Here is a 24,198-nt window from a genome sequence, read left to right on the forward strand (position 1 = left end):
CGGACCACCCCCACGTTGACCGTCCGCTACTTGAGGAGCACCGTTGAGCACTCAAGCACCGACGCGCAGAGCAGGGTTGAGAAGCCGGGCCGCCGCCGGTCTGACCGCCCTGGTCCTGCCGCTGGCCGCGCTGGTCGGCCTCGCCGCCCCCGCCGAAGCCGCCACCTCCGTCACCGCCACGTACACCAAGACCCAGGACTGGGGCACCGGATTCGGTGCCAGCTGGACGGTCAAGAACACCGGCACCACCGCGATCTCCTCGTGGACCGTCGAGTGGGACTACCCGGCCGGCACCTCCGTCACCTCCGCCTGGGACGCCACCGTCACCAGCTCCGGCAACCACTGGACCGCCAAGAACGCCGGCTGGAACGGCGCCCTCGCCCCCGGCGCCTCCGTCTCCTTCGGCTACAACGGCGCCGGCCCCGGCGCCCCCTCCGGCTGCAAGGTCAACGGCGCCTCCTGCGACGGCTCCACCACCCCGCCCGGCGACAACCCGCCCTCCGCCCCCGGCGCCCCGGCCGCCTCGAACATCACCGACACCTCGGCGAAGCTCACCTGGACCGCCGCCACCGACGACAAGGGCGTCAAGAACTACGACGTGCTGCGCGACGGCGCCAAGGTCACCACGACCACGGGCCTCACGTACACCGACACCGGCCTGACCGCCGGCACCGACTACAGCTACACGGTCGTCGCCCGCGACACCGCCGACCAGACCGGCCCCGCCGCCGGCCCGGTCGCCGTCCGCACCACGGGCGGCGGTGGCGGCACCCCGCCGCCGAACGTCGTGAAGATGGGCTACTTCACCAACTGGGGCGTCTACGGGCGCAACTACCACGTGAAGAACATCGCGACCTCGGGCTCCGCGTCGAAGATCACCCACATCAACTACGCCTTCGGCAACGTCACCGGCGGCAAGTGCGCCATCGGCGACTCCTACGCCGACTACGACAAGGCCTACACCGCCGACCAGTCCGTCGACGGCGTCGCCGACACCTGGGACCAGCCGCTGCGCGGCAACTTCAACCAGCTGCGCAAGCTGAAGAAGGCCTACCCGAACATCAAGGTCATCTGGTCCTTCGGCGGCTGGACCTGGTCCGGCGGCTTCGGCCAGGCCGCGGCGAACCCGGCCGCCTTCGCCCAGTCCTGCTACGACCTGGTCGAGGACCCGCGCTGGGCCGACGTCTTCGACGGCATCGACCTCGACTGGGAGTACCCGAACGCCTGCGGCCTGTCCTGCGACACCAGCGGCCCGGCCGCGTTCAAGAACATGATCCAGGCCATGCGCGCCAAGTTCGGCCAGAACGCGATCGTCACCGCGGCCGTCACGGCCGACGCCTCCGCCGGCGGCAAGATCGACGCCACCGACTACGCGGGCGCGGCGCCGTACATGAACTGGTTCAACGTGATGACGTACGACTTCTTCGGCGCCTGGGAGGCCAAGGGCCCGACCGCCCCGCACTCCCCGCTGACCTCGTACCCCGGCATCCCGCAGCAGGGCTTCAACTCCGCCGAGGCCATCGCCAAGTTCAAGGCCAAGGGCGTCCCGGCCAACAAGCTGCTGCTCGGCATCGGCTTCTACGGCCGCGGCTGGACCGGCGTCACCCAGGACGCCCCCGGCGGCACCGCCACCGGGCCGGCCCAGGGCACGTACGAGCAGGGCATCGAGGACTACAAGGTGCTCAAGGGCTCCTGCCCGGCCACCGGCACGATCGCCGGCACCGCCTACGCCCACTGCGGCACCAACTGGTGGAGCTACGACACCCCCGCCACCGTCACCTCCAAGATGAGCTGGGCCAGGAACCAGGGCCTCGGCGGCGCGTTCTTCTGGGAGTTCAGCGGTGACACCACCACCGGCGAGCTCGTCGGCGCCATCAACAGCGGTCTGAGCTAGCGGCTTCTCGGGACGATCCGGTGGGGCCCGCCCAGCAGGGCGACGGCCCCCCGGTATCCGTCCACCGCGTCCAGGTCGTACAGCCGCACCGGCGGGTGCGGCTGTCCGGCGCCCCGGCCCCGGACCCGCCCCCGCCAGCCGAGCAGCCGCGCCGGCCGGTCGGGGGCGGCCACCGTGAGCCGCGCGGGATCCACCCGCAGCCCCTCCCCCGTCGCCTTCAGGACCGCCTCCTTGCGCACCCAGTACGTGGTGAACGCGGCGGCCCGCTCCGGCTCCGGCACCAGGTCGTACGCCGCGCGCTCGGCCGGCGACAGCACCGGCAGCGGCAGCTCGGCGGACGGCACCGGCACCCGTTCCACGTCCACGCCCACCGGGGCGCCGAGCGACAGCGCGACGGCGACCAGCTCCCCCGAATGGGACAGCGAGAACTCCACGGGCGCGTCGGCGAGGTACGGCTTGCCGTGCGGCCCCTGGGCGAAGGAGAGCGCGGCGGGATCGCGGTCGAGCACCTCGCCCAGCACCGTGCGCAGCAGCGCGTGCGCGGTCACGTACTGCGCGCGCACCCGCTCCTCGGTGAGCGACTCGTACACCCGCCGCTCCCGCTCGTCGAGCAGCAGGGCCAGATCATGGGCAACACAAACGGCCCGGGCGGTCCACACATGGCACTCACCGGGCCGTACAGGAATCTCGGGCATCGACTCAGGCGACATCGGCTCTCCTCCGGACGTCGTCCGGGGGTGCCCCCGTCCAGCGGGAAAGCTCTCTAGGCCACATTGACTCGCTGGCCGGGCGGCGCGGCCTCCAGCCAGGCCAGGAAGCCGGTCAGCGCGTCCTCGCTCATCGCCAGCTCCAGGCGGGTCCCGTGGACCAGACAGCCCTGGATGACGGAGTCCGACAGCAGCGCCAGCTCCTCCTCGCCCTCGGGCATCCGGCGCTCCAGGACCTCGATGGCCGAGCGCTCCAGGATCCGCTTCGGGCGGGGGGAGTACGAGAAGACGCGGAACCAGGCGATCTCGTCACCGCTGTAGCGGGCGACGCCGTACACCCAGCCCTTGCCGGACAGGTCCGGCGTCTCGGGGACGTTCCACCGCAGGGAACAGTCGAAGGTGCCGCCGGCCCGCTGGATCAGTCTGCGGCGCAAGCCGAAGACGAAGAGCCCGATCACCAGAGTCGCGACGACCAGGCCGCACAGCAGCAGCGCGAGGACCATCTTCACCGACCTCCTCGCCGCTTCCCGTGACCGGTGGACCCGGCCTGACCGAACACAACCTGCATCTGCATCGCCTCAGCCGCGGCACGGTCCGGAATCGTCCGGACCGTGCCGCGGCTGAGGGCTGGGGCTCTCGGCGCGGTCCGCTAGCGGACCGCGACCGCGCGCAGCCGGACCTCGGCGCGCCGCTCGGCGGCGGCGTCCTCGTCCGACTTCGCGCGCTCCAGCGCGCGCTCGGCACGCTGGGCGTCGATCTCGTCGGCCAGCTCGGCGATCTCCGCGAGCAGAGACAGCTTGTCGTCGGCGAACGAGATGAAACCGCCGTGGACGGCGGCCACGACCGTGCCGCCCTCGCTCGTACGGATGGTCACCGGGCCCGACTCCAGCACACCGAGCATCGGCTGGTGACCGGGCATGACGCCGATGTCGCCGGAGGTGGTACGCGCGATGACCAGGGTGGCCTCGCCGGACCAGACACTCCGGTCCGCGGCGACCAGCTCGACGTGCAGCTCAGCAGCCAAGGGTGGGCTCCTCGGTTCACCACCCGGCGGTGCTGCCGGGTGTTGGGTCAAAGTCTAGTAGGGCGGACGGCGCCGGTGCGCCAGAGCCCTCGCCCCGGCGATTGCCGGGGGTCCGGGGGTTGTCCCCCGGGGATGCAGCTAAGGGGCGTGGAGTGGGGGGCGGGACGGAGCCCCGCCCCCCGCTCACGAGCACGGGGCTCAGGAGACGCCGAGCTCCTTGGCGTTGTTCTTGAGGTCCTCAAGACCACCGCACATGAAGAACGCCTGCTCCGGGAAGTGGTCGAACTCACCGTCGCAGATCGCGTTGAACGCGGCGATCGACTCGTCGAGCGGAACGTCCGAACCGTCCACGCCGGTGAACTGCTTCGCCGCGTGGGTGTTCTGGGACAGGAAGCGCTCGACACGGCGGGCGCGGTGGACAACGAGCTTGTCCTCCTCGCTCAGCTCGTCGATACCGAGGATCGCGATGATGTCCTGGAGGTCCTTGTACTTCTGCAGGATGCCCTTGACGCGCGTGGCGGCGTCGTAGTGGTCCTGCGCGATGTAACGCGGGTCCAGGATCCGGGACGTGGAGTCCAGCGGGTCCACGGCCGGGTAGATGCCCTTCTCGGAGATCGGACGGGAGAGAACCGTCGTCGCGTCGAGGTGGGCGAAGGTGGTCGCCGGCGCCGGGTCGGTGAGGTCGTCGGCGGGGACGTAGATCGCCTGCATCGAGGTGATCGAGTGACCACGGGTCGAGGTGATGCGCTCCTGGAGGAGACCCATCTCGTCGGCCAGGTTCGGCTGGTAACCCACCGCGGAGGGCATACGGCCGAGCAGGGTCGAGACCTCGGAACCGGCCTGCGTGAAGCGGAAGATGTTGTCGATGAAGAACAGCACGTCCTGCTTCTGCACATCGCGGAAGTACTCCGCCATGGTCAGACCGGCGAGGGCCACACGGAGACGGGTGCCCGGGGGCTCGTCCATCTGGCCGAAGACAAGGGCGGTCTTGTCGAGGACGCCCGAGTCCTCCATCTCCGCGATGAGGTCGTTGCCCTCACGCGTGCGCTCACCGACACCGGCGAACACGGAAACACCCTCGTGCAGCTTCGCCACACGCATGATCATTTCCTGGATCAGAACGGTCTTGCCGACACCGGCGCCACCGAACAGACCGATCTTTCCACCCTTGACGTACGGGGTGAGAAGGTCGACGACCTTCAGGCCGGTCTCGAACATCTCGGTCTTCGACTCGAGCTGGTCGAACGCCGGGGCCTTGCGGTGGATGGACCAGCGCTCGCCGACCTCGGACTCGGCCTCGGGCTCGTTCAGGATCTGACCCAGCGTGTTGAACACGCGGCCCTTGGTGACGTCGCCGACGGGCACGGTGATGCCGTCGCCGGTGTCCACCACGGGGGCCTGGCGGACCAGACCGTCGGTGGGCTGCATCGAGATGGTGCGGACGATGCCGTCACCCAGGTGCTGCGCGACCTCGAGGGTCAGCGTCTTGAGCGCGCCCTCCTCGGCCGGGTCGGCGACCTGGACGTGCAGGGCGTTGTAGATCTCCGGCATCGCGTCGACGGGGAACTCCACGTCGACGACCGGGCCGATGACCCGGGCGACGCGGCCCGTGGCGGCGGCCGTCTCAACAGTGGTCGTCATTACTTGTCACTCCCCGCGGTCGCGTCGGCCAGGGCTGCGGTGCCACCGACGATCTCGCTGATTTCCTGGGTGATTTCGGCCTGGCGGGCCGCGTTGGCAAGTCGGGAGAGGTTGTTGATCAAGTCTCCCGCGTTGTCGGTGGCCGACTTCATCGCGCGGCGCGTGGCGGCGTGCTTGGAGGCAGCCGACTGGAGCAGCGCGTTGTAGATCCGGCTCTCGACGTAGCGCGGCAGCAGGGCGTCGAGGACGTCCTCCGCCGACGGCTCGAAGTCGTACAGCGGACGCAGGGTGTCCGCCGGACCGGCCTCCTTCGCCACCTCGTCGAGGCTGAGGGGCAGCAGCCGGGCCTCGATCGCCGTCTGGGTCATCATCGAGACGAACTCGGTGTAGATGATGTGGAGCTCGTCCACGCCACCCTCGGCCGTGTCCTTCTCGATCGCCTCGATCAGCGGTACCGCGATCTTCTTGGCGTCCGCGTACGTGGGCTCGTCGGTGAAGCCGACCCACGTGTCGCTCAGCTTCCGCTCACGGAAGTTGAAGTGCGCGACACCACGGCGGCCGACCACGTAGATGTCGACCTCCTTGCCCTCGCCCTCCAGCTTCTTGATGAGCTGCTCCGCCGCCTTGATGGCGTTGGAGTTGAAGGCGCCGGCCAGACCGCGGTCGCTCGAGAGGAGCAGGACCGCGGCGCGGGTCGGGTTCTCCGCCTCGGTGGTCAGCGCGTGCTTGTCGTTCGCACCCGTGGCGACCGCGGTCACCGCGCGGGTGAGCTCGGTCGCGTACGGGGTCGACGCCTGCACCTTGCGCTGCGCCTTGACGACGCGGGAGGCGGCGATCATCTCCATCGCCTTGGTGATCTTCTTCGTCGCGGTGACGGATTTGATGCGACGCTTGTAGACCCGGAGCTGCGCTCCCATGAGTCAGGTCCCTTCCGTCGTCACTTCGAGACGTTGACGGCGGAGGCGTCGTCGCCGAGCAGCTTGCCGTCAGACGTCTCGAACTGCTTCTTGAACTCCGCGATGGCGTCGGCGACAGCCGTCAGGGTGTCGTTCGACATCTTCTTGCCCTCGCGGATGGAGGTCATGAGACCGGAGTGGCTCTGACGCAGGTACGCCAGGAGCTCGGCCTCGAAGCGACGGATGTCGGCGACCGGGACGTCGTCCATCTTGCCGGTGGTGCCGGCCCAGACGGAGACGACCTGGTTCTCGGTCGGCATCGGCTGGTACTGGGCCTGCTTCAGCAGCTCGACCATGCGCTGACCGCGCTCCAGCTGCGCCTTCGACGCGGCGTCCAGGTCGGAACCGAAGGCGGCGAACGCCTCCAGCTCACGGAACTGGGCCAGGTCCACGCGGAGGCGGCCGGCGATCTGCTTCATGGCCGGGTGCTGGGCGGAGCCACCGACTCGGGAGACCGAGATACCGACGTTCAGGGCCGGGCGCTGGCCGGCGTTGAACAGGTCGGACTCCAGGAAGCACTGGCCGTCGGTGATGGAGATGACGTTGGTCGGGATGAACGCCGAGACGTCGTTGGCCTTCGTCTCGACGATCGGCAGACCGGTCATCGAACCGGCACCCAGCTCGTCCGAGAGCTTGGCGCAGCGCTCGAGGAGACGCGAGTGCAGGTAGAAGACGTCACCCGGGTACGCCTCGCGGCCCGGCGGGCGGCGCAGCAGCAGCGACACGGCGCGGTAGGCGTCGGCCTGCTTCGACAGGTCGTCGAAGACGATCAGGACGTGCTTGCCCTGGTACATCCAGTGCTGGCCGATGGCGGAACCGGTGTACGGCGCCAGGTACTTGAAGCCGGCCGGGTCGGACGCCGGGGCGGCGACGATCGTCGTGTACTCGAGCGCACCGGCCTCTTCCAGGGCGCCGCGAACGGACGCGATGGTCGAGCCCTTCTGGCCGACGGCGACGTAGATGCAGCGGACCTGCTTGTTCACGTCGCCCGAGCGCCAGTTGTCGCGCTGGTTGATGATCGTGTCGACACACAGCGCGGTCTTGCCGGTCTGACGGTCACCGATGATCAGCTGACGCTGACCACGGCCGACCGGCGTCATGGCGTCGACGGCCTTGTAGCCGGTCTCCATCGGCTCGTGCACCGACTTACGGGCCATCACGCCCGGGGCCTGCAGCTCGAGGGCGCGGCGGCCCTCGGTCGCGATCTCGCCGAGACCGTCGATCGGGTTGCCGAGCGGGTCGACGACGCGACCCAGGTATCCCTCACCGACACCGACGGAGAGGACCTCGCCGGTGCGCTGCACCGACTGTCCCTCCTCGATGCCGCTGAACTCGCCGAGGACGATCGCACCGATCTCGCGCTCTTCCAGGTTGAGCGCGAGGCCGAGGGTGCCGTCCTCGAACTTCAGCAGCTCGTTCGCCATGGCCGAGGGAAGACCCTCGACCTTCGCGATACCGTCGCCGGCCAGGCTGACCGTGCCGACCTCCTCGCGCGAGGCCGCGTCCGGCTGGTACGACTGGACGAAGTTCTCCAGTGCGTCCCGGATCTCCTCCGGCCGGATCGTGAGCTCCGCCATCTGGGTTCCCTGCTCTCCTTGTTGGGCCCGAAGTTTCTTAGGGGTCTGGGGGCGACCCCCAGGAATCTTCTGCAATCTCTGCACGGCCCAACCGGGCCGCATGTCATGCGTGTTCTGTTCTGGCCGAGGTCAGCCGGCCAGGCGGCGGGTCGCCTCGTCGAGGCGCTCCGCGATGGTGCCGTTGATGACCTCGTCACCGACGCGCACCACGATCCCGCCGAGGACCGTCGGGTCCACGTCCAGGTTCAGGTGCATCTGGCGGCCGTACAGCTTGGCCAGCACGGCACCGAGACGCTGCTTCTGCTGGTCGGTGAGCGGCACCGCCGAGGTGACCACGGCGACCATCCGGTCCCGGCGCGCCGCGGCGAGCTTGGACAGGGACTCGAGTCCCGCTTCCAGGCTACGTCCCCGGGGCTGGGTCACCAGACGGACGACGAGACGCTCGGTGACCGCGTTCACCTTGCCGCCGAGCAGGCTGCGCAGCAGCTCGCCCTTGGCGGTGGCAGTGGCCTTCTTGTCCGTCAGCGCCGAGCGGAGCTCGGTGCTGGAGGAGACGATCCGGCCGAAGCGGAACAGCTCGTCCTCGACGTCGTCGAGGCCGTTCGCCTTCTGGGCGGCGGTGAGGTCGGCGATGTTCGCCAGTTCCTCCACGCCGTCCACCAGGTCGCGCGAACGCGACCAGCGGGAGCGCACCATGCCCGAGACGATGTCGACGGCCTCGCCGCCGACCTGTCCGGCCAGGAGTCGCTGCGCGAGCTCGGCCTTGGCCTCGCCCGCCTGCGCCGGGTCGGTCAGGACCCGACGCAGCGACACCTCGCGGTCGAGCAGCGCGGTGACCGCGGCCAGCTCTCCCGCGAGCTTGCCCGCGTCCACCGACGTGTTGTCCGTCAGCGCGTCGAGGGCCTCACGTGCGGCACTCAGTGCCTCGCGGCTCGCTCCGTTCATCGCACGGCCTCGGCCTTCTCCTCGAGCTCGTCGAGGAAGCGGTCGATGGTCCGGCTCTGACGAGCGTGGTCCTCGAGGGCCTCGCCGACCAGCTTCGACGCCAGGTCGGTGGCGAGCTTGCCGACGTCCTGACGCAGCGTGGCGGTCGCGGCCTTGCGGTCGGCCTCGAGCTGGGCCTGACCGGCGGCGACGATCTCCTCGCGCTGGCGCGTGCCTTCCGCCTTCATCTGCTCGATGATCGCGACGCCCTGCTCGTTCGCCTCCTGGCGGAGACGTGCGGCTTCGTGGCGGGCCTCGGCGAGCTGAGCCTTGTACTGCTCCAGCACACTCTGAGCCTCGATCTGGGCCGACTCGGCCTTCTCGATGCCACCCTCGATGGCCTCGCGACGCTCGTCCAGAACCTTGTTGATGTTCGGGAGGAGCTTCTTGGCGAGGAAGCCGAAGACGATGACGAAGGCGATCAGGCCGATGACGAGCTCGTCGAGATGCGGGATGAGCGGAGGCTGCTCCTCCGCCGCTTCCGCAAGAAGCAGAGCGTTCACATCAGTGCCTTCCGTAAAAGAATCGGACTGTCAGGGCCGGCTTACTTGTAGACGAAGCCCATGACGATGCCGATGAGGGCGAGCGCCTCACAGAAGGCGAAACCCATGATCTGGTTGGTACGGATCAGGCCGGCCGCCTCGGGCTGACGGGCGAGGGCCTGGGTGCCGTTACCGAAGATGATGCCGACGCCGACGCCGGGGCCGATGGCAGCGAGGCCGTAGCCGATGGAGGCGACGTTTCCGTTGACGGCGGCGAGAGTCTCGAGAGCGGACATGCCGGTTCTTCCTTCTCTTTCAAGGACCCGGTGGGGGTTGGCCACCGGACGACTGTTGGTAAGGGGGGTGGTGCTGCTGCCGGGCCGGCTCAGTGGTGCTCGGAGAGCGCGCCCTGGACGTAGCTGCAGGCCAGGAGGACGAAGACGTACGCCTGGACGGCCTGGATGAAGAGCTCGAAGGCGGTCATCACGATGACCATCACGAAGGAGGCGCCGGCGTAGACGAAGCCGATGCCGTTCATGAGGTACCAGGTCGCCAGCGAGAACATCACGATGAGCAGGTGACCGGCGAACATGTTCGCGAACAGTCGGACCGCGTGCGTGAAGGGCCGGATGAGCAGGTTCGAGAAGAACTCGAGAACGACGACCAGGGGAAGGATCGGGCCGAGCGACTTGTCGTAGCCGACGATGTTCTTCCAGCCGCCGACGAAGCCGTGCTTCTTGAAGGTCAGCGTGATCCAGAGGACGTACACGATCAGCGCGAGGGCCGCCGGGAAGGCGATCAGCGAGGTGACCGGGAACTGGGCGACCGGGACGATCGACCACAGGTTCATGATCCACACGAAGAAGAACATCGAGACCATGAAGGGGACGTACTTCTGTCCGTCCTTCTTGCCGATGATCTCGTAGACGATCCCGCGGCGCACGAAGTCGTAGCCGGCCTCGCCCACCATCTGCATCTTGCCGGGGATCAGCTTCGGCTTGTTGAAGGCGGCCCAGAAGAAGCCGACGACCACGATCGAACCCAGGATGGCGAGCAGCATCGGCTTGGTGAACTCGAAGCTGCCCACGGTGAAGATGGGCTCGTACATGAACGTGTGCAGCCCCGGCGCCGGGAAGCCACATCCGGTGAAGATGTGGCAATCCGGGTCGAAGGCAAGCGTCTGGTCAGCACTCACCGCGGGCTCCTTCAGCGTGGCGCATAGGTACGGCAACCTCGTTGTGTCGGCGCGGCACGCAGCCGCGGTTCGGCACTGGACTGGTCTTACGGATAAGGGGGCGGCGGTTCGGCATCGAGCCTCGCGCTGGGACAGGCGCCGCTTCGGATGCCCGCGCCCGCAGTGCCGCAGTTGGCACCGGACGATAGCAGGAAGCCGAACGCGGCTTTATCCCGGCCCTACCCTTCACGGCTTCGGCCCCGATTTGTCGGGGTCGACATACATGATCTTGGCCTTCATGTAGGCCCGGGCCTGTGCGGCGACCCACACGAGAGTGGTTCCGAGCAGGGTGAAGGCGAAGGCCTTGAAGTCGAACGCCGTGGTGTCCTTCAGCAAGGCCAAGACAATGAAGAGCAGGAGCAGTTGGGCCGCGTAGAGCATGAGCAGCATCGGCTGGAACAACTGCGGAAGCTTCTTCGCCGTCCGCTGCAGCACCACCAGCCCGATACCCATGAAGAGGATCACGAGCGCGGTGCCGACGACGGCGCCGAGCGCGCCCTTGCTCCCGCCGACCACACCGCTGATGACCGTGGCGATGATGCCGGCGGCGGCGGTGGGCACTGCGGTGAGCAGCAGGGTGCGTGCGTCGTTGGACGGCATGGCGGTGTCTCCGCTTGCTGGAGGGGGCGATGGTGTCGTCATGGACGAGCGTAAGCCCGGTCCGAGGTGTGTCTCGGGGCCTAAAGGACCGTCGCACTACGGTCTTTCGGCACTGTCGCCGGGTCTCGTGAACCGTATCACAAACTATTTGAATAGGTCTTTACCCGTGTGGTGTGCCAACTGTCACACGTGAGAGTGACCCCGCGCGTGTGTGCACGACACGGGGCCAACTTGTCTGGTATTGACCCCGCGTGGGGGTTTCGTCAACCCCGCGCCCCGGCCTTACTCCGGTCGGTGAAGCGCGAACGGTGACCGATGGCGGTAGCGCCGTTGACTCCGGCGGGCACCGGCTCGCGCTCGTCGTCCGGCTCCTCGCCTGCCTCCGTCGCCTCGGCCGTCTCCGTCGACTCGGCGGCGGGCACGCCGTCGGGCAGCGTCCCGGCACGGCGCCGGTAGCGCGGCGGAACGACCGCCTCCGCCCAGCGCGGGGCACGCGGCGAGAACCGCGGCAGCAGGAGCAGCACCAGACCGACCGCGCTCAGGAAGACCACGGCGAGGACGATCCACATCGACGTCGAGTGCACCGAGTAGGCCAGCGTGCCGAAGGCGATGAGCGCCGACCAGAAGTACATGATCAGCACCGCGCGGCTGTGCGAGTGCCCGATCTCCAGGAGCCGGTGGTGCAGGTGTCCGCGGTCCGCCGCGAACGGCGACTGGCCCTTCCACGTACGGCGCACGATCGCGAGGACCAGGTCGGCCATCGGGATCGCGATGATGCTCAGCGGCAGCATCAGCGGGATGAAGACCGGCAGCGCCGCGTGCGTCGCGGCCTTCGTCGAACCCTCGAAGATCTTCAGCGCGTCCGGGTCGACCTGACCCGTGATGGAGATCGCGGAGGCGGCCAGGATCAGGCCGATCAGCATCGAGCCCGAGTCGCCCATGAAGATCCGCGCCGGATGCATGTTGTGCGGCAGGAAGCCCAGGCACATGCCCATCAGGATGGCGGCGAAGAGGGTCGCGGGGGCGGCCGCCTCGATGCCGTAGCTGAACCAGATCCGGTACGCGTAGAGGAAGAACGCGGCGGCGGCGATGCACACCATGCCCGCGGCCAGGCCGTCGAGCCCGTCGACGAAGTTCACCGCGTTGATCGTGAGCACGACCAGGGCGACGGTCAGCAGGGTGCCCTGCCACTGGGTCAGCGCGACCGTGCCGACACCCGGGATCGGCAGCCACAGGATCGTCAGACCCTGCATGACCATCACGCCGGCGGCGATCATCTGCGCGCCGAGCTTGATCAGCGCGTCCAGCTCGAACTTGTCGTCGAGGACGCCGATCAGCCAGATCAGGGCGGCGCCGGAGAGCAGCGCGCGCGGCTCGTTCGACAGCTCGAAGACGCTGTTGAGGTTCTGCAGGTGGTCGGCGACCAGCAGGCCCGCGCACAGCCCGAAGAACATGGCGATGCCACCGAGCCGCGGAGTCGGTTCTCGGTGTACGTCGCGGGCGCGGATCTCCGGCATCGCCCCGGTCGCGATGGCGAACTTCCGCACCGGACCGGTCAGCAGATAGGTCACCGCGGCCGTGACACAGAGCGTCAGCAGGTAATCACGCACGGGCTGCCCCACAGGAATCGCTGGCCATCTCAGCCCCACACACTAGCCGGGCCGTCCCCATGGTCGAGGACACCCGGGGGTCCCGAACGGTTCCGGCGGGGCGCGCGTTACCTGCCATACGGGGGAAATCGCCCGGCAAGGTCGCGTACTTCCGCGCGTACCCTGGCCGTTTCCCGCGCGTCATCACGCAACGCCGTGGTGAACAGTCCGGCAATTCTCGCCATCTCCGGCGCCCCCATGCCCTGCGTCGTCACCGCGGCCGTGCCGAGCCGGATCCCGCGACCGTCCCCGTACGGCAGCGCGCAGGTGTCGAGCACCATGCCGGCGGCGGCGAGCCGGGCCCGCGCCGTGCGGCCGTCGACGCCGAACGGCGAGGGGTCGGCGGTGATCAGATGGGTGTCCGTGCCGCCCGTGGTCACCGCGAAACCCTCGGCGGCGAGCGCGGCGGCGAGCACCCGGGCGTGCTCGACCACCTGATGCGCGTAGGTGGTGAAGGCCGGCGTCGACGCCTCCCCGAAGGCCACCGCCTTGGCCGCGATGGTGTGCATCTGCGCGCCGCCCTGCGTGAACGGGAACACCGCCCGGTCCACCCGCGCCGCCAGCTCCTCGCCGCACAGCACGAGCCCGCCGCGCGGGCCGCGCAGCACCTTGTGCGTGGTGCCGCAGACGATGTCCGCGTACGGCACGGGGCTCGGCGCCGCGCCGCCGGCGATCAGGCCCAGCGGGTGGGCGGCGTCGGCGATCAGATAGGCGCCGACCTCGTCGGCGATGGCCCGGAAGACGGCGTAGTCGAGGTGCCGCGGATAGGAGATCGACCCGCAGACGATCGCCTTCGGCCGGTGGTGCCGGGCCAGCGCGGCCACCTGCTCGTAGTCGACGAGCCCGGTCTCGGCGTCGAGCCCGTACGGCACGAAGTCGAACCAGCGGCCCGAGAAGTTCGCCGGTGAGCCGTGCGTGAGGTGACCGCCGTACGCGAGCCCCATCGCCAGGACCGTGTCCCCGGGCCGCAGCAGCGCGGCGTACGCGGCGAGCACCGCCGACGACCCCGAATGCGCCTGTACGTTCGCGTGCTCGGCCCCGAACAGCGACTTCGCCCGGTCGACCGCGATCCGCTCGACCGCGTCCGCGTACTCGCAGCCCCCGTGGTGCCGCGCCCCCGGATACCCCTCCGCGTACTTGTTGGCGAGCGGCGAGCCGAGCGCGGCGAGCACCGCCGGCGACGTGAAGTTCTCCGCGGCGATCAGCTGCAGACTGTCCCCCTGCCGCCGCGCCTCCCCGAGCAGCACGTCGGCGACCTCGGGATCCTGGCGGCGCAGCACGTCGAGCTGCTGCTCGGCTTCGTAGGCGGCATGGCGCACGGCTTCGTGCGCGGCTTCTGGTGGAGCGGTGGCGGGCATGGGGGCACTCCGGGCGTGAGCGGGGCCTAGAAATCCACTGTAGGCACGCCTGAGCCGCCCCGCGCCCCCAGTGACCCACCCGTGCCGGAGCCCCCTACCGACGCGCCGGAACGCCCGTCAGCGCCGTCACCACCGGGTCGAGAGCCTGGTTGAGCACCCACCCCGACGCACCACTCGCACTGCTCGGCCCCAAGGGGCCTCCCAGGCTTCGTGCCGCTGCGCCGGCCTCCGGCCGGCGATCGTGCGCGCCGAACAAGCGACGCCGCGGCGTCAGCGCTTCGCCGGAACGCCCGTCAGCGCCGTCACCACCGGGTCGAGAGCCTGGTTGATCTCGTCGCCGATCGAGCGGAAGAACGTGATCGGCGCCCCGTACGGGTCGTTCACCTCGTCCGCCTCCGCCGACGGGGCCAGGAGCCACCCGCGTAGAGCGGCGGCCGCGCGGACCAGGGCGCGGGCGCGGTCGACGGTGCCGTGGTCGCCGAGGGGGTCCGGGAGGGTCGTGGGGTCTATGGCGCGGACGAGGCGGGTGAACTCCTTCAGGGTGAAGGTGCGCAGGCCCGCGGAGTGGCCCATCGAGATGACCTGCGCGCGGTGGTCGCGGGTCGCGGTGAGGACCAGGTCGGCGCGGATGACGTGCTCGTCGAGGAGCTCGCGGCCCGCGAAGCCGGTGTGGTCCGCGCCGAAGTCGGCGAGGACGAGTTCGGCGTTGGCCTCCATCGGGGCGCCCTCGTGGCCCCAGGTGCCCGCGCTCTCCACGATCAGGCCGCCGCTCCTGGGGTCGCCGAGCCGGTCGACGAGGGCATGGCGGGTCAGCCGCTCGGTGATCGGCGAGCGGCAGACGTTGCCGGTGCTGACGTGGAGGATGCGGAAGGTACTGCTGTCGTACTCGTGCCCCGCTATGCCACGCCCCTCAGGGGCGGTCAATTCGCCACCTCGAGGTCGGGTACCACCTTCCGGAGCTCCTCCGGGGACAGCGCGCCCTGGCGCAGCAGCACCGGCACCTTGCCCGTGACGTCGACGATGGAGGACGGCACGATGCCGGGCGTCGGGCCGCCGTCCAGGTAGACGGAGACGGAGTCGCCGAGCATGCCCTGCGCGGCGTCGCAGTCCTCGGGCGACGGGTGGCCGGTGAGGTTCGCCGAGGAGACGGCCATCGGGCCGACCTCGGTGAGCAGCTCGATCGCGACCGGGTGCAGCGGCATCCGGATCGCGACGGTGCCGCGGGTGTCGCCGAGGTCCCACTGGAGCGACGGCTGGTGCTTGGCGACCAGGGTCAGCGCGCCGGGCCAGAAGGCGTCGACGAGCTCCCAGGCGGCCTCGGAGAAGTCCGTGACCAGGCCGTGCAGGGTGTTCGGGGAGCCGATGAGCACGGGCGTGGGCATGTTGCGGCCCCGGCCCTTGGCGGCCAGGAGGTCCGCGACGGCCTCCGAGCTGAAGGCGTCCGCCCCGATCCCGTACACGGTGTCGGTGGGCAGCACGACCAGCTCGCCGCGGCGCACGGCGGACGCGGCCTCGCGCAGACCCGTCGCACGGTCCGTCGCCTCGTTGCAGTCGTATCGCCGAGCCATCAGTCCCGCTCCTCCTCGTACACGTCATGCGTCTGGCTGGTCATGGGGTCGCCTTGCGGGCGGTCGCGAAGCGCGGCCGGTTGTTCAGGTCGGGGTGGTCGGCGGCGTCCGCCCAGCCGGCCTCCTCGTTGAAGATCCACGGCACCTGGCCGCCCTGCGTGTCGGCGTGCTCGATGACGACGAGCCCGCCGGGCCGCAGCAGCCGGTGCGCGGTGCGCTCGATGCCGCGGATGGTGTCGAGGCCGTCCTCGCCGGAGAACAGCGCCATCTCGGGGTCGTGGTCGCGGGCCTCGGGCGCCACGTACTCCCACTCGGTGAGCGGGATGTACGGCGGGTTGGAGATGACGAGGTCGACCTGGCCGTTCAGTTCCGGCAGCGCGGTGAGCGCGTCGCCCTGGTGCACGGTGACGCGCGAGCCCTCGGCGTTCTTCCGGGTCCACACGAGCGCGTCGTCGGACAGCTCGACGGCGTGCACGCGCGAGCGCGGCACCTCCTGGGCCATGGCGAGCGCGATGGCGCCGGAGCCGGTGCACAGGTCGACGATGAGCGGTTCGACGACGTCCATGGCCCGTACGGCGTCTATGGCCCAGCCGACGACCGACTCGGTCTCGGGGCGGGGCACGAAGACGCCGGGGCCGACCTGGAGCTCCAGGTAGCGGAAGAACGCGCGGCCGGTGATGTGCTGGAGCGGCTCGCGCGCCTCGCGGCGGGCGACGGCCTCCCAGTAGCGGGCGTCGAAGTCCGCGTCCTTGACGTTGTGCAGCTCCCCCCGCTTGACGCCGTGCACGAACGCGGCGAGCTCCTCGGCGTCGAAACGCGGTGAGGGAACGCCGGCGTCGGCCAGCCGCTGGGTGGCCTGGGCCACCTCGGCAAGCAGCAGGTTCACGCTGGTCCTCCGTGGTGCGGGTGGGGCTTTACAAGGTCTTACGCTGCTGCGAGCTTCGCGGCGGAATCCGCGTCGACGCACGCCTGGATGACCGGGTCGAGCTCGCCGTCGAGCACCTGGTCGAGGTTGTACGCCTTGAAACCGACGCGGTGGTCCGAGATGCGGTTCTCCGGGAAGTTGTACGTCCGGATCTTCTCGGAGCGGTCGACGGTGCGGACCTGGCTGCGGCGCGCGTCCGCGGCCTCGGCCTCGGCCTTCTCCTGCGCGGCGGCGAGCAGCCGGGAGCGGAGGATGCGCATGGCCTGCTCCTTGTTCTGGAGCTGGCTCTTCTCGTTCTGGCAGGAGGCGACGATGCCGGTCGGCAGGTGCGTGATGCGGACGGCGGAGTCGGTCGTGTTGACGGACTGGCCGCCGGGGCCGGACGAGCGGTAGACGTCGATGCGCAGGTCGTTGGCGTGGATCTCGACCTCGACCTCCTCGGCCTCGGGCGTGACGAGCACGCCGGCCGCGGAGGTGTGGATGCGGCCCTGCGACTCGGTGGCGGGCACGCGCTGCACGCGGTGCACTCCGCCCTCGTACTTCAGTCGCGCCCAGACGCCCTGGCCGGGCTCGGTGGCCCCGTTGCCGCCCTTGGTCTTCACGGCGACCTGGACGTCCTTGTAGCCGCCGAGCTCGGACTCGGTGGCGTCGATGATCTCGGTCTTCCAGCCCACGCGCTCGGCGTAGCGGAGGTACATGCGCAGCAGGTCCCCGGCGAACAGGGCGGACTCGTCGCCGCCGGCGCCGGCCTTGATCTCCAGGATGACGTCCTTGTCGTCGCTGGGGTCGCGCGGAACGAGCAGCAGGCGGAGCTTCTCGGTGAGCTCCTCGCGCTGCTTCTCCAGCTCCTTGACCTCGGCGGCGAAGTCGGGGTCGTCGGCGGCCAGCTCCTTGGCCGTCTCGATGTCGTCCGCCGACTGCTTCCACGCCTTGTACGTGCCGATGATCGGGGTCAGCTCCGCGTAACGCTTGTTGAGCTTGCGCGCGTTCGCCTGGTCGGAGTGGACCGAAGGGTCGGCGAGCTTCTTCTCGAGGTCGGCGTGCTCGCCGACCAGTTCCTCGACCGCTTCGAACATCGGGTGCTCCTGGGGTGAATTCGTGAAGGGCTGCTGCGGGAAATACTGCGGGGACGGCAAAGCGCCGGTCCGGTGCCCCCGTGCGGGAGCGACCCAGGACCGGCGCAGTGACGTGCTACTTCTTGGCCGCAGCCTTGCCGAAGCGGGCCTCGAAGCGGGCGACGCGGCCGCCGGTGTCGAGGATCTTCTGCTTGCCCGTGTAGAACGGGTGGCACTCGGAGCAGACCTCGGCACGGATGGTGCCCTCGGTCAGGGTGCTACGGGTGGTGAACGACGCGCCACAGGTGCAGCTGACCTGGGTCTCGACGTACTCGGGGTGGATCTCGCGCTTCAAGGTGTCTCCTAGTTTCGGGAGGGCTCCGGGTCGCCCGTGCGGGATGCACATGCGTGAACCGGGGCCGACGTACCAGTCTGCCAGGACCGGCCGCATCTCCCAAAACCGGGGTCGGTGCGGAACTATTCCTGGCGGTGCCGCGGGCCGGCCGCGGGCTACCTGACCAGGCCCCCGGCCTTGCCGGTGGCCGCGTCCGCGGTGGCCGACGCGGGGATCGGCCGGTCGGCCTTCAGGGCAGCCCAGACCTGCCGCGCCTGCTTCTCCAGGGGCACCACGCGGTTGGGGTCCACCGGGTCGTAGCGGACGGGCATGGTCACCATGTGGACGTCCTTGGCGCCGAGCCCGGACAGGCCCTTCGCGAAGCCCATCAGCGCGCTCGCGCTGTCGAGTTCGGAGTCGGGCGTGATGGCCTTGGTGGCGGTGTCGGCGACGTCGAAGAGCTTCTTCGGGTTGGAGAAGACGCCGACGCCCTTCACCTGCTCGATGAAGGCCTTCATGAACGCCTGCTGGAGCTGGATGCGGCCGAGGTCGCTGCCGTCGCCGACGCTCTTGCGGGTGCGGACGAGGCCGAGGGACTGCTCGCCGTCCAGGGTGTGCGTGCCCGGGGCGAGGTCGAGGTGGCTCTTGGCGTCCTTGATGGGCTTCGTCGTGGTGATCTCGACGCCGCCGAGCTTGTCGATGAGCTTCTTGAAGCCGGTGAAGTCGACCTCGATGTAGTGGTCCATGCGGATGCCGGACATCGACTCGACGGTCTTCACGGCGCAGGCCGGCCCGCCGACCTCGTACGCCGTGTTGAACATGGCCCGGTGCTCGCCGGCGACGGTGTCGCCCTTGGCGTCGGTGCAGCGCGGGCGGTCGATGAGGGTGTCGCGCGGGATGGAGACCACGGACGCCTTCTTGTGGCCCTCGTAGACGTGCACGACCATCGCGGTGTCGGAGCGGGCGGCGCCCTCGTCGTGGCCGTACTCGCCGTTGGCGCCGGAGCGCGAGTCGGAGCCGAGGACCAGGATGTCCATCGATCCGTTGTCGACGTTGTCGGGCCGGTCCTTGCCGAGCTGCCCGTTGATGTCGACGCCCTTGAGGTTGCCGTTCAGCTTGAAGTACACGTAGCCGAGCCCGGAGCCGCCGACGAGGACGACCGCGGCGGCGCCCCAGGCGGCGACGACCGCGGCGCGGCGCCCCTTGGCGGGCGGCTTGCGGCGGCGGCCTCCGCCGGCCCGTATTCGGCCCTTCGTCTTCTGCTCGCTCATCGTCTTCCCTCAGCCCAATGATTCACCTTGTGTGACGGCGAACCACCCGAAAGGGTTGCATACGAGCCTGTGAGGTTTCGGTGAGTGATCATCACGCAAACGACCGCGCCCACCGAGCTGGCTCGGTGGGCGCGGTCGTTTGCGCAGGTCACGGCGAGATTACGGGGCCGGGGGCCCCGGATCTTCCTGTGACGGACCTCTCGGCGTCAGCGTGTGCGTGACGCCGCCGGCATCAGTCGTTGTTGCCGCCGGGCGTGGTCTTCTGGATCTGCAGCAGGAACTCGCCGTTCGACTTCGTCTGCTTGAGCTTGTCGAGCAGCAGCTCGATCGCCTGCTGCTGGTCGAGCGCGTGCAGCACGCGACGCAGCTTCCAGGTGATCGCGAGCTCGTCGCTGCCGAGCAGGATCTCCTCCTTGCGCGTACCCGAGGCGTCGACGTCGACGGCCGGGAAGATGCGCTTGTCGGCGAGCTTGCGGTCGAGCTTGAGCTCCATGTTGCCGGTGCCCTTGAACTCCTCGAAGATCACCTCGTCCATGCGCGAGCCGGTGTCGACCAGCGCGGTGGCCAGGATGGTCAGCGAGCCGCCGTCCTCGATGTTGCGCGCGGCACCGAAGAAGCGCTTCGGCGGGTAGAGCGCGGTCGAGTCGACACCACCGGACAGGATGCGGCCGGAGGCGGGCGCCGCGAGGTTGTACGCGCGGCCCAGGCGGGTGATGGAGTCGAGCAGGACGACCACGTCGTGCCCCAGCTCCACGAGGCGCTTGGCGCGCTCGATGGCCAGCTCGGCGACCGTGGTGTGGTCCTCGGCCGGGCGGTCGAAGGTCGAGGAGATGACCTCGCCCTTGACCGACCGCTGCATGTCGGTGACCTCTTCCGGACGCTCGTCGACCAGGACGACCATCAGGTGGCACTCGGGGTTGTTGTGGGTGATCGCGTTGGCGATCGCCTGCATGATCATGGTCTTGCCGGTCTTCGGCGGGGCCACGATCAGACCGCGCTGGCCCTTGCCGATCGGCGACACGAGGTCGATGATCCGCGTGGTCAGCACGCCCGGGTCGGTCTCCAGACGGAGCCGGTCCTGCGGGTAGAGCGGCGTGAGCTTGTTGAACTCGGGGCGGCCGCGGCCGGACTCCGGCGCCATGCCGTTGACCGAGTCGAGGCGCACCAGCGCGTTGAACTTCTCGCGGCGCTCGCCCTCCTTCGGCTGGCGCACGGCACCGGTGACGTGGTCACCCTTGCGCAGACCGCTCTTGCGGACCTGGGCGAGGGAGACGTACACGTCGTTCGGGCCGGGCAGGTAGCCGGAGGTGCGGATGAACGCGTAGTTGTCGAGGATGTCGAGGATGCCCGCGACGGGGATCAGCACGTCGTCGTCGGAGACCTGCGGCTCGCCGGCGCCACCCGCGAACTCGTCACGGCCGCGACGGCCACGACGGTCGCGGTAGCGCCCGCGACGGCCGCGCCGGCCGCCCTCGAAGTCGTCGTCGTCCTGCGGACCGGCCGGCTGGCCGCCCTGCTGGCCCTGCTGGCCGCCCTGGCGCTGACGCTGGCCGCCCTGGCCGGCGCCCTGCTGCTCGTCGCCCTTGCGGTCGCGCTGACGGTCCTGGCGGTCACGGCGGTCGCGGCGGTCACCGCGCTCGCCACGCTCACCGCGGTCGCGGCGGCCACGGCCCTCGGCACCGTCGACGGCGGCCTCGGCCTTGGCGTCGGCCTGCGGCTGCGCCTCGGTCTTCGTCTCGGCCTTGGCCTCCGTACGGGCCTCGGTCTTGACGGCCTGGCCGGCCTCGGCGCCCTCCGGCGAACCGGCGGGGGCGGTGGCGCGGCGACGGCGGCGCTCGCCCGCGGGGGCGTCGTCGGAGGCCGGCTGGCCCGGGATCTCGATCTGCTGCTGGGGCGCCGGCTCGGCCTTCTCGGCCTTCGGCGCCGCCTCGGCGGCGGTCTCGCCCGTGCGGGCCTTGGAGGTGGCGCGGCGCTTCGGCTTGGTCTCGGCGGCGTCGGCGGACTTGGCGGACGCGGCGGCACCGGAGCCCCCGGCCTGCGCCTCCTTGATGACCTCGATCAGCTGGCCCTTGCGCATCCGCGCGGTGCCCCTGATGCCGAGGCCGGACGCGACCTGCTGCAGCTCGGCCAGGACCATGCCCTCGAGGCCGGTGCCGGAGCGGCGGCGCCGTGCGGTGGTGCCAGTGGCAGCACCTGCGGCGGGCGCGGCGGTGTCGACACTGTTGTCGGCAGTCACGCCCATCAGATCGGTGGTGTCGCTCACGAAGGGTCCTTCCCTGGAGCGGACGTCGGCCATCTGGCTCGGCGACCGGTTGTGCTGTCCGACATCGGCCCTGCTTGGTGGGCCGTGCCGGGGCGGTGGTCCCGCCGGGTGCGGCGGAAGAGAGAAACGTGCTGTGGTCCGGCCCGAGCGCCCCCTGCTCGGCCCTCACCAAGAAGAAGAGCGAGGGGTGTCGTGCCGGTTCCGGAGCGTGCTCGAAACTGCTCAGGCAGGCTGCTCAGGCAGTGGAGGAGGCTCCCGGAAGAATGGGTGGTCCCTGATGGGGACACTCAGCACCGCACCTGAAAGACGTCGGGTGCAGACTTGAGGTTAACACTACCGGCTCCAACAAACATTCCCCCTCTCCGTCACCGGCAATCACGTGTCCGCACGGCCCCCGGCTCGGAAGGACCGTGCGGTGGGCCCGTCAGGGCGCGAGCGGCAGGACGCTCGCGCCCGAGGTGTCGAGGTCGAGCCGGTTCGCGGCCCAGCCCTCGCCCGCGAGCAGGGCGACCTTGTCGGCCGTGCCCGGCTCCGCCAGCGCGAGCACCGTGGGGCCCGCGCCGGAGATGACCGCGGGCACACCGTCCGCCCGCAGCCGGTTCACGAGGGCGATGCTCTCGGGCATCGCGGGGGCCCGGTACTCCTGGTGCAGCCGGTCCTCGGTGGCCGCGAGCAGCAGCTCGGGGCGGCGGGTCAGGGCCTCGACGAGGAGGGCGGCCCGGCCGGCGTTGGCCGCGGCGTCCACGTGCGGGACGTTGCGCGGGAGCAGGCCGCGGGCGGTCTCGGTCAGTACGGGCTTTCCGGGGACGAAAACCACCGGAACGATGGAATCGTGGGGATCCATCCTGATCGCCCGCGCGGCGCCGGACTCGGTCCAGGCGAGCGTGAAGCCGCCGAGCAGACAGGCGGCGACGTTGTCGGGGTGGCCCTCGATCTCGGTGGCGAGTTCGAGCAGGCCGGCCTCGTCGAGGCGGGCGTCGCCGCCTATGGTCACGGCGCGGGCGGCGACGATGCCGGCGCAGATGGCGGCGGAGGAGGAGCCGAGGCCGCGGCCGTGCGGGATGCGGTTGGCGCAGACGACCTCGAGACCGCGCGGCTGTCCGCCGAGCAGGTCGAAGGCCGTGCGCAGGGAACGTACGAGCAGGTGGCTCTCGTCGCGCGGCAGGTTGTCGGCGCCCTCGCCGGCGATGTCGACGTGCAGCCCGGAGTCGGCGACCCGGACGACCACGTCGTCGTAGAGGCCCAGCGACAGGCCGAAGGCGTCGAAGCCCGGGCCGAGGTTGGCGCTGGTGGCGGGGACGCGCACCCGTACGGCGGCGGCGCGGAACGCTGGACCGGCCATCGCTCGATGATCTCCTTGACGTGCGGGGTGACTCGAAGGAAGTACGTCGGAACCCGGCGGCCGTTCGCGCCTCACGGGCGACGACGGCGACAACACCGCACACACGCGGCGGGGCGGGTTCGGCACAGCCTATCGAAGGAAGGTTCTGTGGCGACATAGGGCGCACAGGAGGCGCACGATGCGTGTCGCGCGCCAACCTGTGCATCTGTGTGAGTTCCTGATCGGGTTTTACCCCGGCTCAGGAACCCGCACCGAGGCTGTTTCAGGCCAGACCGAGGCGCTCGGCGGCGGCCGAGGCGTCGACGGGGACGGTGACCGGCTGCGGCGCGCCGGCGACGGCCCAGTCGGGGTCCTTGAGGCCGTTGCCGGTGACCGTGCAGACGATGGTCTGGCCCGGGTCGACCTTGCCCTGGGCGGCGGCCTTCAGCAGACCGGCGACCGAGGCGGCCGAGGCGGGCTCGACGAAGACGCCCTCCTGCGAGGCCAACAGGCGGTACGCCTGCAGGATCTCACGGTCCGTCACCTCGTCGATGAGGCCGCCGGACTCGTCGCGCGCGGCGATCGCGTAGTCCCAGGAGGCCGGGTTGCCGATGCGGATCGCGGTGGCGATGGTCGCCGGGTCCTTGACGACCTCGCCGCGCACCAGCGGGGCGGAGCCGGACGCCTGGAAGCCCCACATGCGCGGGGTGCGCGCCGCGAGGCCGTCGCCGGCGTACTCCCGGTACCCCTTCCAGTACGCGGTGATGTTGCCCGCGTTGCCGACCGGCAGGACGTGGATGTCGGGGGCGTCGCCCAGCATGTCCACGATCTCGAAGGCGGCGGTCTTCTGGCCCTCGATGCGGACCGGGTTGACGGAATTGACCAGCGCGACCGGGTAGTTGTCGGAGAGCGCGCGGGCCAGGTCCAGACAGTCGTCGAAGTTGCCGTCGACCTGGAGGATCTTCGCGCCGTGCACGAGGGCCTGGCCCATCTTGCCGAGCGCGATCTTGCCCCGCGGCACGAGGACCGCGGAGACCATCCCGGCGCGCACCGCGTAGGCGGCGGCGGAGGCCGAGGTGTTGCCGGTGGAGGCGCAGATGACGGCCTTGGCGCCGTCCTCCTTGGCCTTCGAGATGGCCATGGTCATGCCCCGGTCCTTGAAGGATCCGGTGGGGTTGGCGCCCTCGACCTTGAGGTGCACCTCGCAGCCCGTGCGCTCGGAGAGGACCTGAGCGGGGACGAGCGGCGTGCCGCCCTCACGGAGCGTGACGACCGGCGTCGTGTCCGTGACCGGAAGGCGGTCCCGGTACTCCTCGATGATGCCGCGCCACTGGTGGGTGCCCTTGCTGGTCATG

General features: G+C 70.1%; 23 protein-coding genes. 1 reads left to right on the plus strand and 22 read right to left on the minus strand.

What is annotated here, in order from left to right; genetic code table 11:
* The first annotated feature begins 43 nt into the window (after positions 1–43).
* Positions 44–1,894, plus strand: a complete 1,851-nt coding sequence (locus tag ACFYU9_RS28355; RefSeq protein ID WP_389208597.1) for a glycosyl hydrolase family 18 protein — start codon at positions 44–46, stop codon at positions 1,892–1,894.
* On the opposite strand, the gene ACFYU9_RS28360 is transcribed toward ACFYU9_RS28355, so the two are convergent.
* From ACFYU9_RS28360 to thrC, 22 genes are all read right to left on the minus strand, one after another.
* Positions 1,891–2,589 carry a 4'-phosphopantetheinyl transferase family protein gene (locus ACFYU9_RS28360; protein WP_389346526.1) on the minus strand — a complete coding sequence of 233 codons (699 nt, stop codon included), beginning with the start codon at positions 2,587–2,589 and terminating at the stop codon, positions 1,891–1,893. The two genes, ACFYU9_RS28355 and ACFYU9_RS28360, sit on opposite strands and share 4 nt — an antisense overlap.
* Before the next feature lie 68 nt (positions 2,590–2,657).
* Positions 2,658–3,104, minus strand: coding sequence for a DUF2550 domain-containing protein (locus ACFYU9_RS28365; RefSeq protein ID WP_389346767.1), 447 nt, complete (start codon positions 3,102–3,104; stop codon positions 2,658–2,660).
* Positions 3,105–3,250: 146 nt separating this feature from the next.
* On the minus strand, positions 3,251–3,625 hold the full coding sequence (locus tag ACFYU9_RS28370; RefSeq protein WP_389208591.1) for a F0F1 ATP synthase subunit epsilon: 375 nt from the start codon (positions 3,623–3,625) through the stop codon (positions 3,251–3,253).
* A gap of 198 nt (positions 3,626–3,823) precedes the next feature.
* Positions 3,824–5,266, minus strand: a complete 1,443-nt coding sequence (atpD, locus tag ACFYU9_RS28375) for a F0F1 ATP synthase subunit beta (RefSeq protein ID WP_365755241.1) — start codon at positions 5,264–5,266, stop codon at positions 3,824–3,826.
* Positions 5,266–6,183 carry a F0F1 ATP synthase subunit gamma gene (locus ACFYU9_RS28380; protein ID WP_389208589.1) on the minus strand — a complete coding sequence of 306 codons (918 nt, stop codon included), beginning with the start codon at positions 6,181–6,183 and terminating at the stop codon, positions 5,266–5,268. Before ACFYU9_RS28380 ends, atpD begins: the two co-directional genes overlap by 1 nt.
* A 20-nt stretch (positions 6,184–6,203) precedes the next feature.
* Complete coding sequence (atpA, locus tag ACFYU9_RS28385) at positions 6,204–7,799, minus strand: F0F1 ATP synthase subunit alpha (protein ID WP_389208587.1); 1,596 nt, start codon at positions 7,797–7,799, stop codon at positions 6,204–6,206.
* A 129-nt stretch (positions 7,800–7,928) separates the two neighbouring features.
* Positions 7,929–8,744, minus strand: coding sequence for a F0F1 ATP synthase subunit delta (locus tag ACFYU9_RS28390; RefSeq protein ID WP_389208585.1), 816 nt, complete (start codon positions 8,742–8,744; stop codon positions 7,929–7,931).
* Complete coding sequence (locus ACFYU9_RS28395) at positions 8,741–9,286, minus strand: F0F1 ATP synthase subunit B (RefSeq protein ID WP_389208583.1); 546 nt, start codon at positions 9,284–9,286, stop codon at positions 8,741–8,743. The genes ACFYU9_RS28390 and ACFYU9_RS28395 overlap by 4 nt, the downstream gene beginning before the upstream one ends.
* Before the next feature lie 41 nt (positions 9,287–9,327).
* Complete coding sequence (atpE, locus tag ACFYU9_RS28400; protein WP_010474382.1) at positions 9,328–9,561, minus strand: ATP synthase F0 subunit C; 234 nt, start codon at positions 9,559–9,561, stop codon at positions 9,328–9,330.
* A gap of 89 nt (positions 9,562–9,650) precedes the next feature.
* Positions 9,651–10,460 (minus strand): F0F1 ATP synthase subunit A, encoded by an 810-nt coding sequence (gene atpB / locus ACFYU9_RS28405; RefSeq protein WP_389208581.1) that lies wholly within the window; start codon positions 10,458–10,460, stop codon positions 9,651–9,653.
* Between the two features lie 225 nt (positions 10,461–10,685).
* Positions 10,686–11,099, minus strand: coding sequence for a hypothetical protein (locus ACFYU9_RS28410; protein ID WP_389208579.1), 414 nt, complete (start codon positions 11,097–11,099; stop codon positions 10,686–10,688).
* Between the two features lie 263 nt (positions 11,100–11,362).
* Complete coding sequence (locus ACFYU9_RS28415) at positions 11,363–12,709, minus strand: MraY family glycosyltransferase (protein WP_389208577.1); 1,347 nt, start codon at positions 12,707–12,709, stop codon at positions 11,363–11,365.
* Positions 12,710–12,816: 107 nt separating this feature from the next.
* Entirely contained in the window at positions 12,817–14,106 is a 1,290-nt protein-coding gene (gene glyA, locus ACFYU9_RS28420; protein ID WP_389208575.1) for a serine hydroxymethyltransferase, read from the minus strand.
* A gap of 270 nt (positions 14,107–14,376) precedes the next feature.
* Entirely contained in the window at positions 14,377–15,030 is a 654-nt protein-coding gene (locus ACFYU9_RS28425; RefSeq protein WP_389208573.1) for a protein-tyrosine-phosphatase, read from the minus strand.
* Positions 15,027–15,674 carry an L-threonylcarbamoyladenylate synthase gene (locus tag ACFYU9_RS28430; RefSeq protein ID WP_389208571.1) on the minus strand — a complete coding sequence of 216 codons (648 nt, stop codon included), beginning with the start codon at positions 15,672–15,674 and terminating at the stop codon, positions 15,027–15,029. Before ACFYU9_RS28430 ends, ACFYU9_RS28425 begins: the two co-directional genes overlap by 4 nt.
* A 40-nt stretch (positions 15,675–15,714) precedes the next feature.
* Complete coding sequence (gene prmC, locus ACFYU9_RS28435) at positions 15,715–16,560, minus strand: peptide chain release factor N(5)-glutamine methyltransferase (protein WP_389208569.1); 846 nt, start codon at positions 16,558–16,560, stop codon at positions 15,715–15,717.
* Positions 16,561–16,598: 38 nt separating this feature from the next.
* Positions 16,599–17,675: a peptide chain release factor 1 gene (prfA, locus tag ACFYU9_RS28440; protein ID WP_389208567.1), complete on the minus strand. Its 1,077-nt coding sequence runs from the start codon at positions 17,673–17,675 to the stop codon at positions 16,599–16,601.
* Between the two features lie 115 nt (positions 17,676–17,790).
* Positions 17,791–18,009: a 50S ribosomal protein L31 gene (gene rpmE / locus ACFYU9_RS28445; protein ID WP_046909139.1), complete on the minus strand. Its 219-nt coding sequence runs from the start codon at positions 18,007–18,009 to the stop codon at positions 17,791–17,793.
* 155 nt (positions 18,010–18,164) lie between these two features.
* Positions 18,165–19,259, minus strand: a complete 1,095-nt coding sequence (locus tag ACFYU9_RS28450) for an LCP family protein (protein ID WP_389208565.1) — start codon at positions 19,257–19,259, stop codon at positions 18,165–18,167.
* Between the two features lie 232 nt (positions 19,260–19,491).
* The gene (gene rho, locus ACFYU9_RS28455) at positions 19,492–21,522 is read right to left on the minus strand and encodes a transcription termination factor Rho (RefSeq protein WP_389346529.1); all 2,031 of its coding nucleotides are present in this window, start codon (positions 21,520–21,522) and stop codon (positions 19,492–19,494) included.
* 424 nt (positions 21,523–21,946) lie between these two features.
* Complete coding sequence (thrB, locus tag ACFYU9_RS28460) at positions 21,947–22,864, minus strand: homoserine kinase (RefSeq protein ID WP_389208561.1); 918 nt, start codon at positions 22,862–22,864, stop codon at positions 21,947–21,949.
* 262 nt (positions 22,865–23,126) lie between these two features.
* Positions 23,127–24,197, minus strand: coding sequence for a threonine synthase (gene thrC, locus ACFYU9_RS28465; RefSeq protein ID WP_389208559.1), 1,071 nt, complete (start codon positions 24,195–24,197; stop codon positions 23,127–23,129).
* Between the last annotated feature and the right edge of the window lies 1 nt (position 24,198).

The sequence above is a fragment of the Streptomyces sp. NPDC004327 genome (genome assembly GCF_042873935.1).
Classification (GTDB): Bacteria; Actinomycetota; Actinomycetes; order Streptomycetales; family Streptomycetaceae; genus Streptomyces.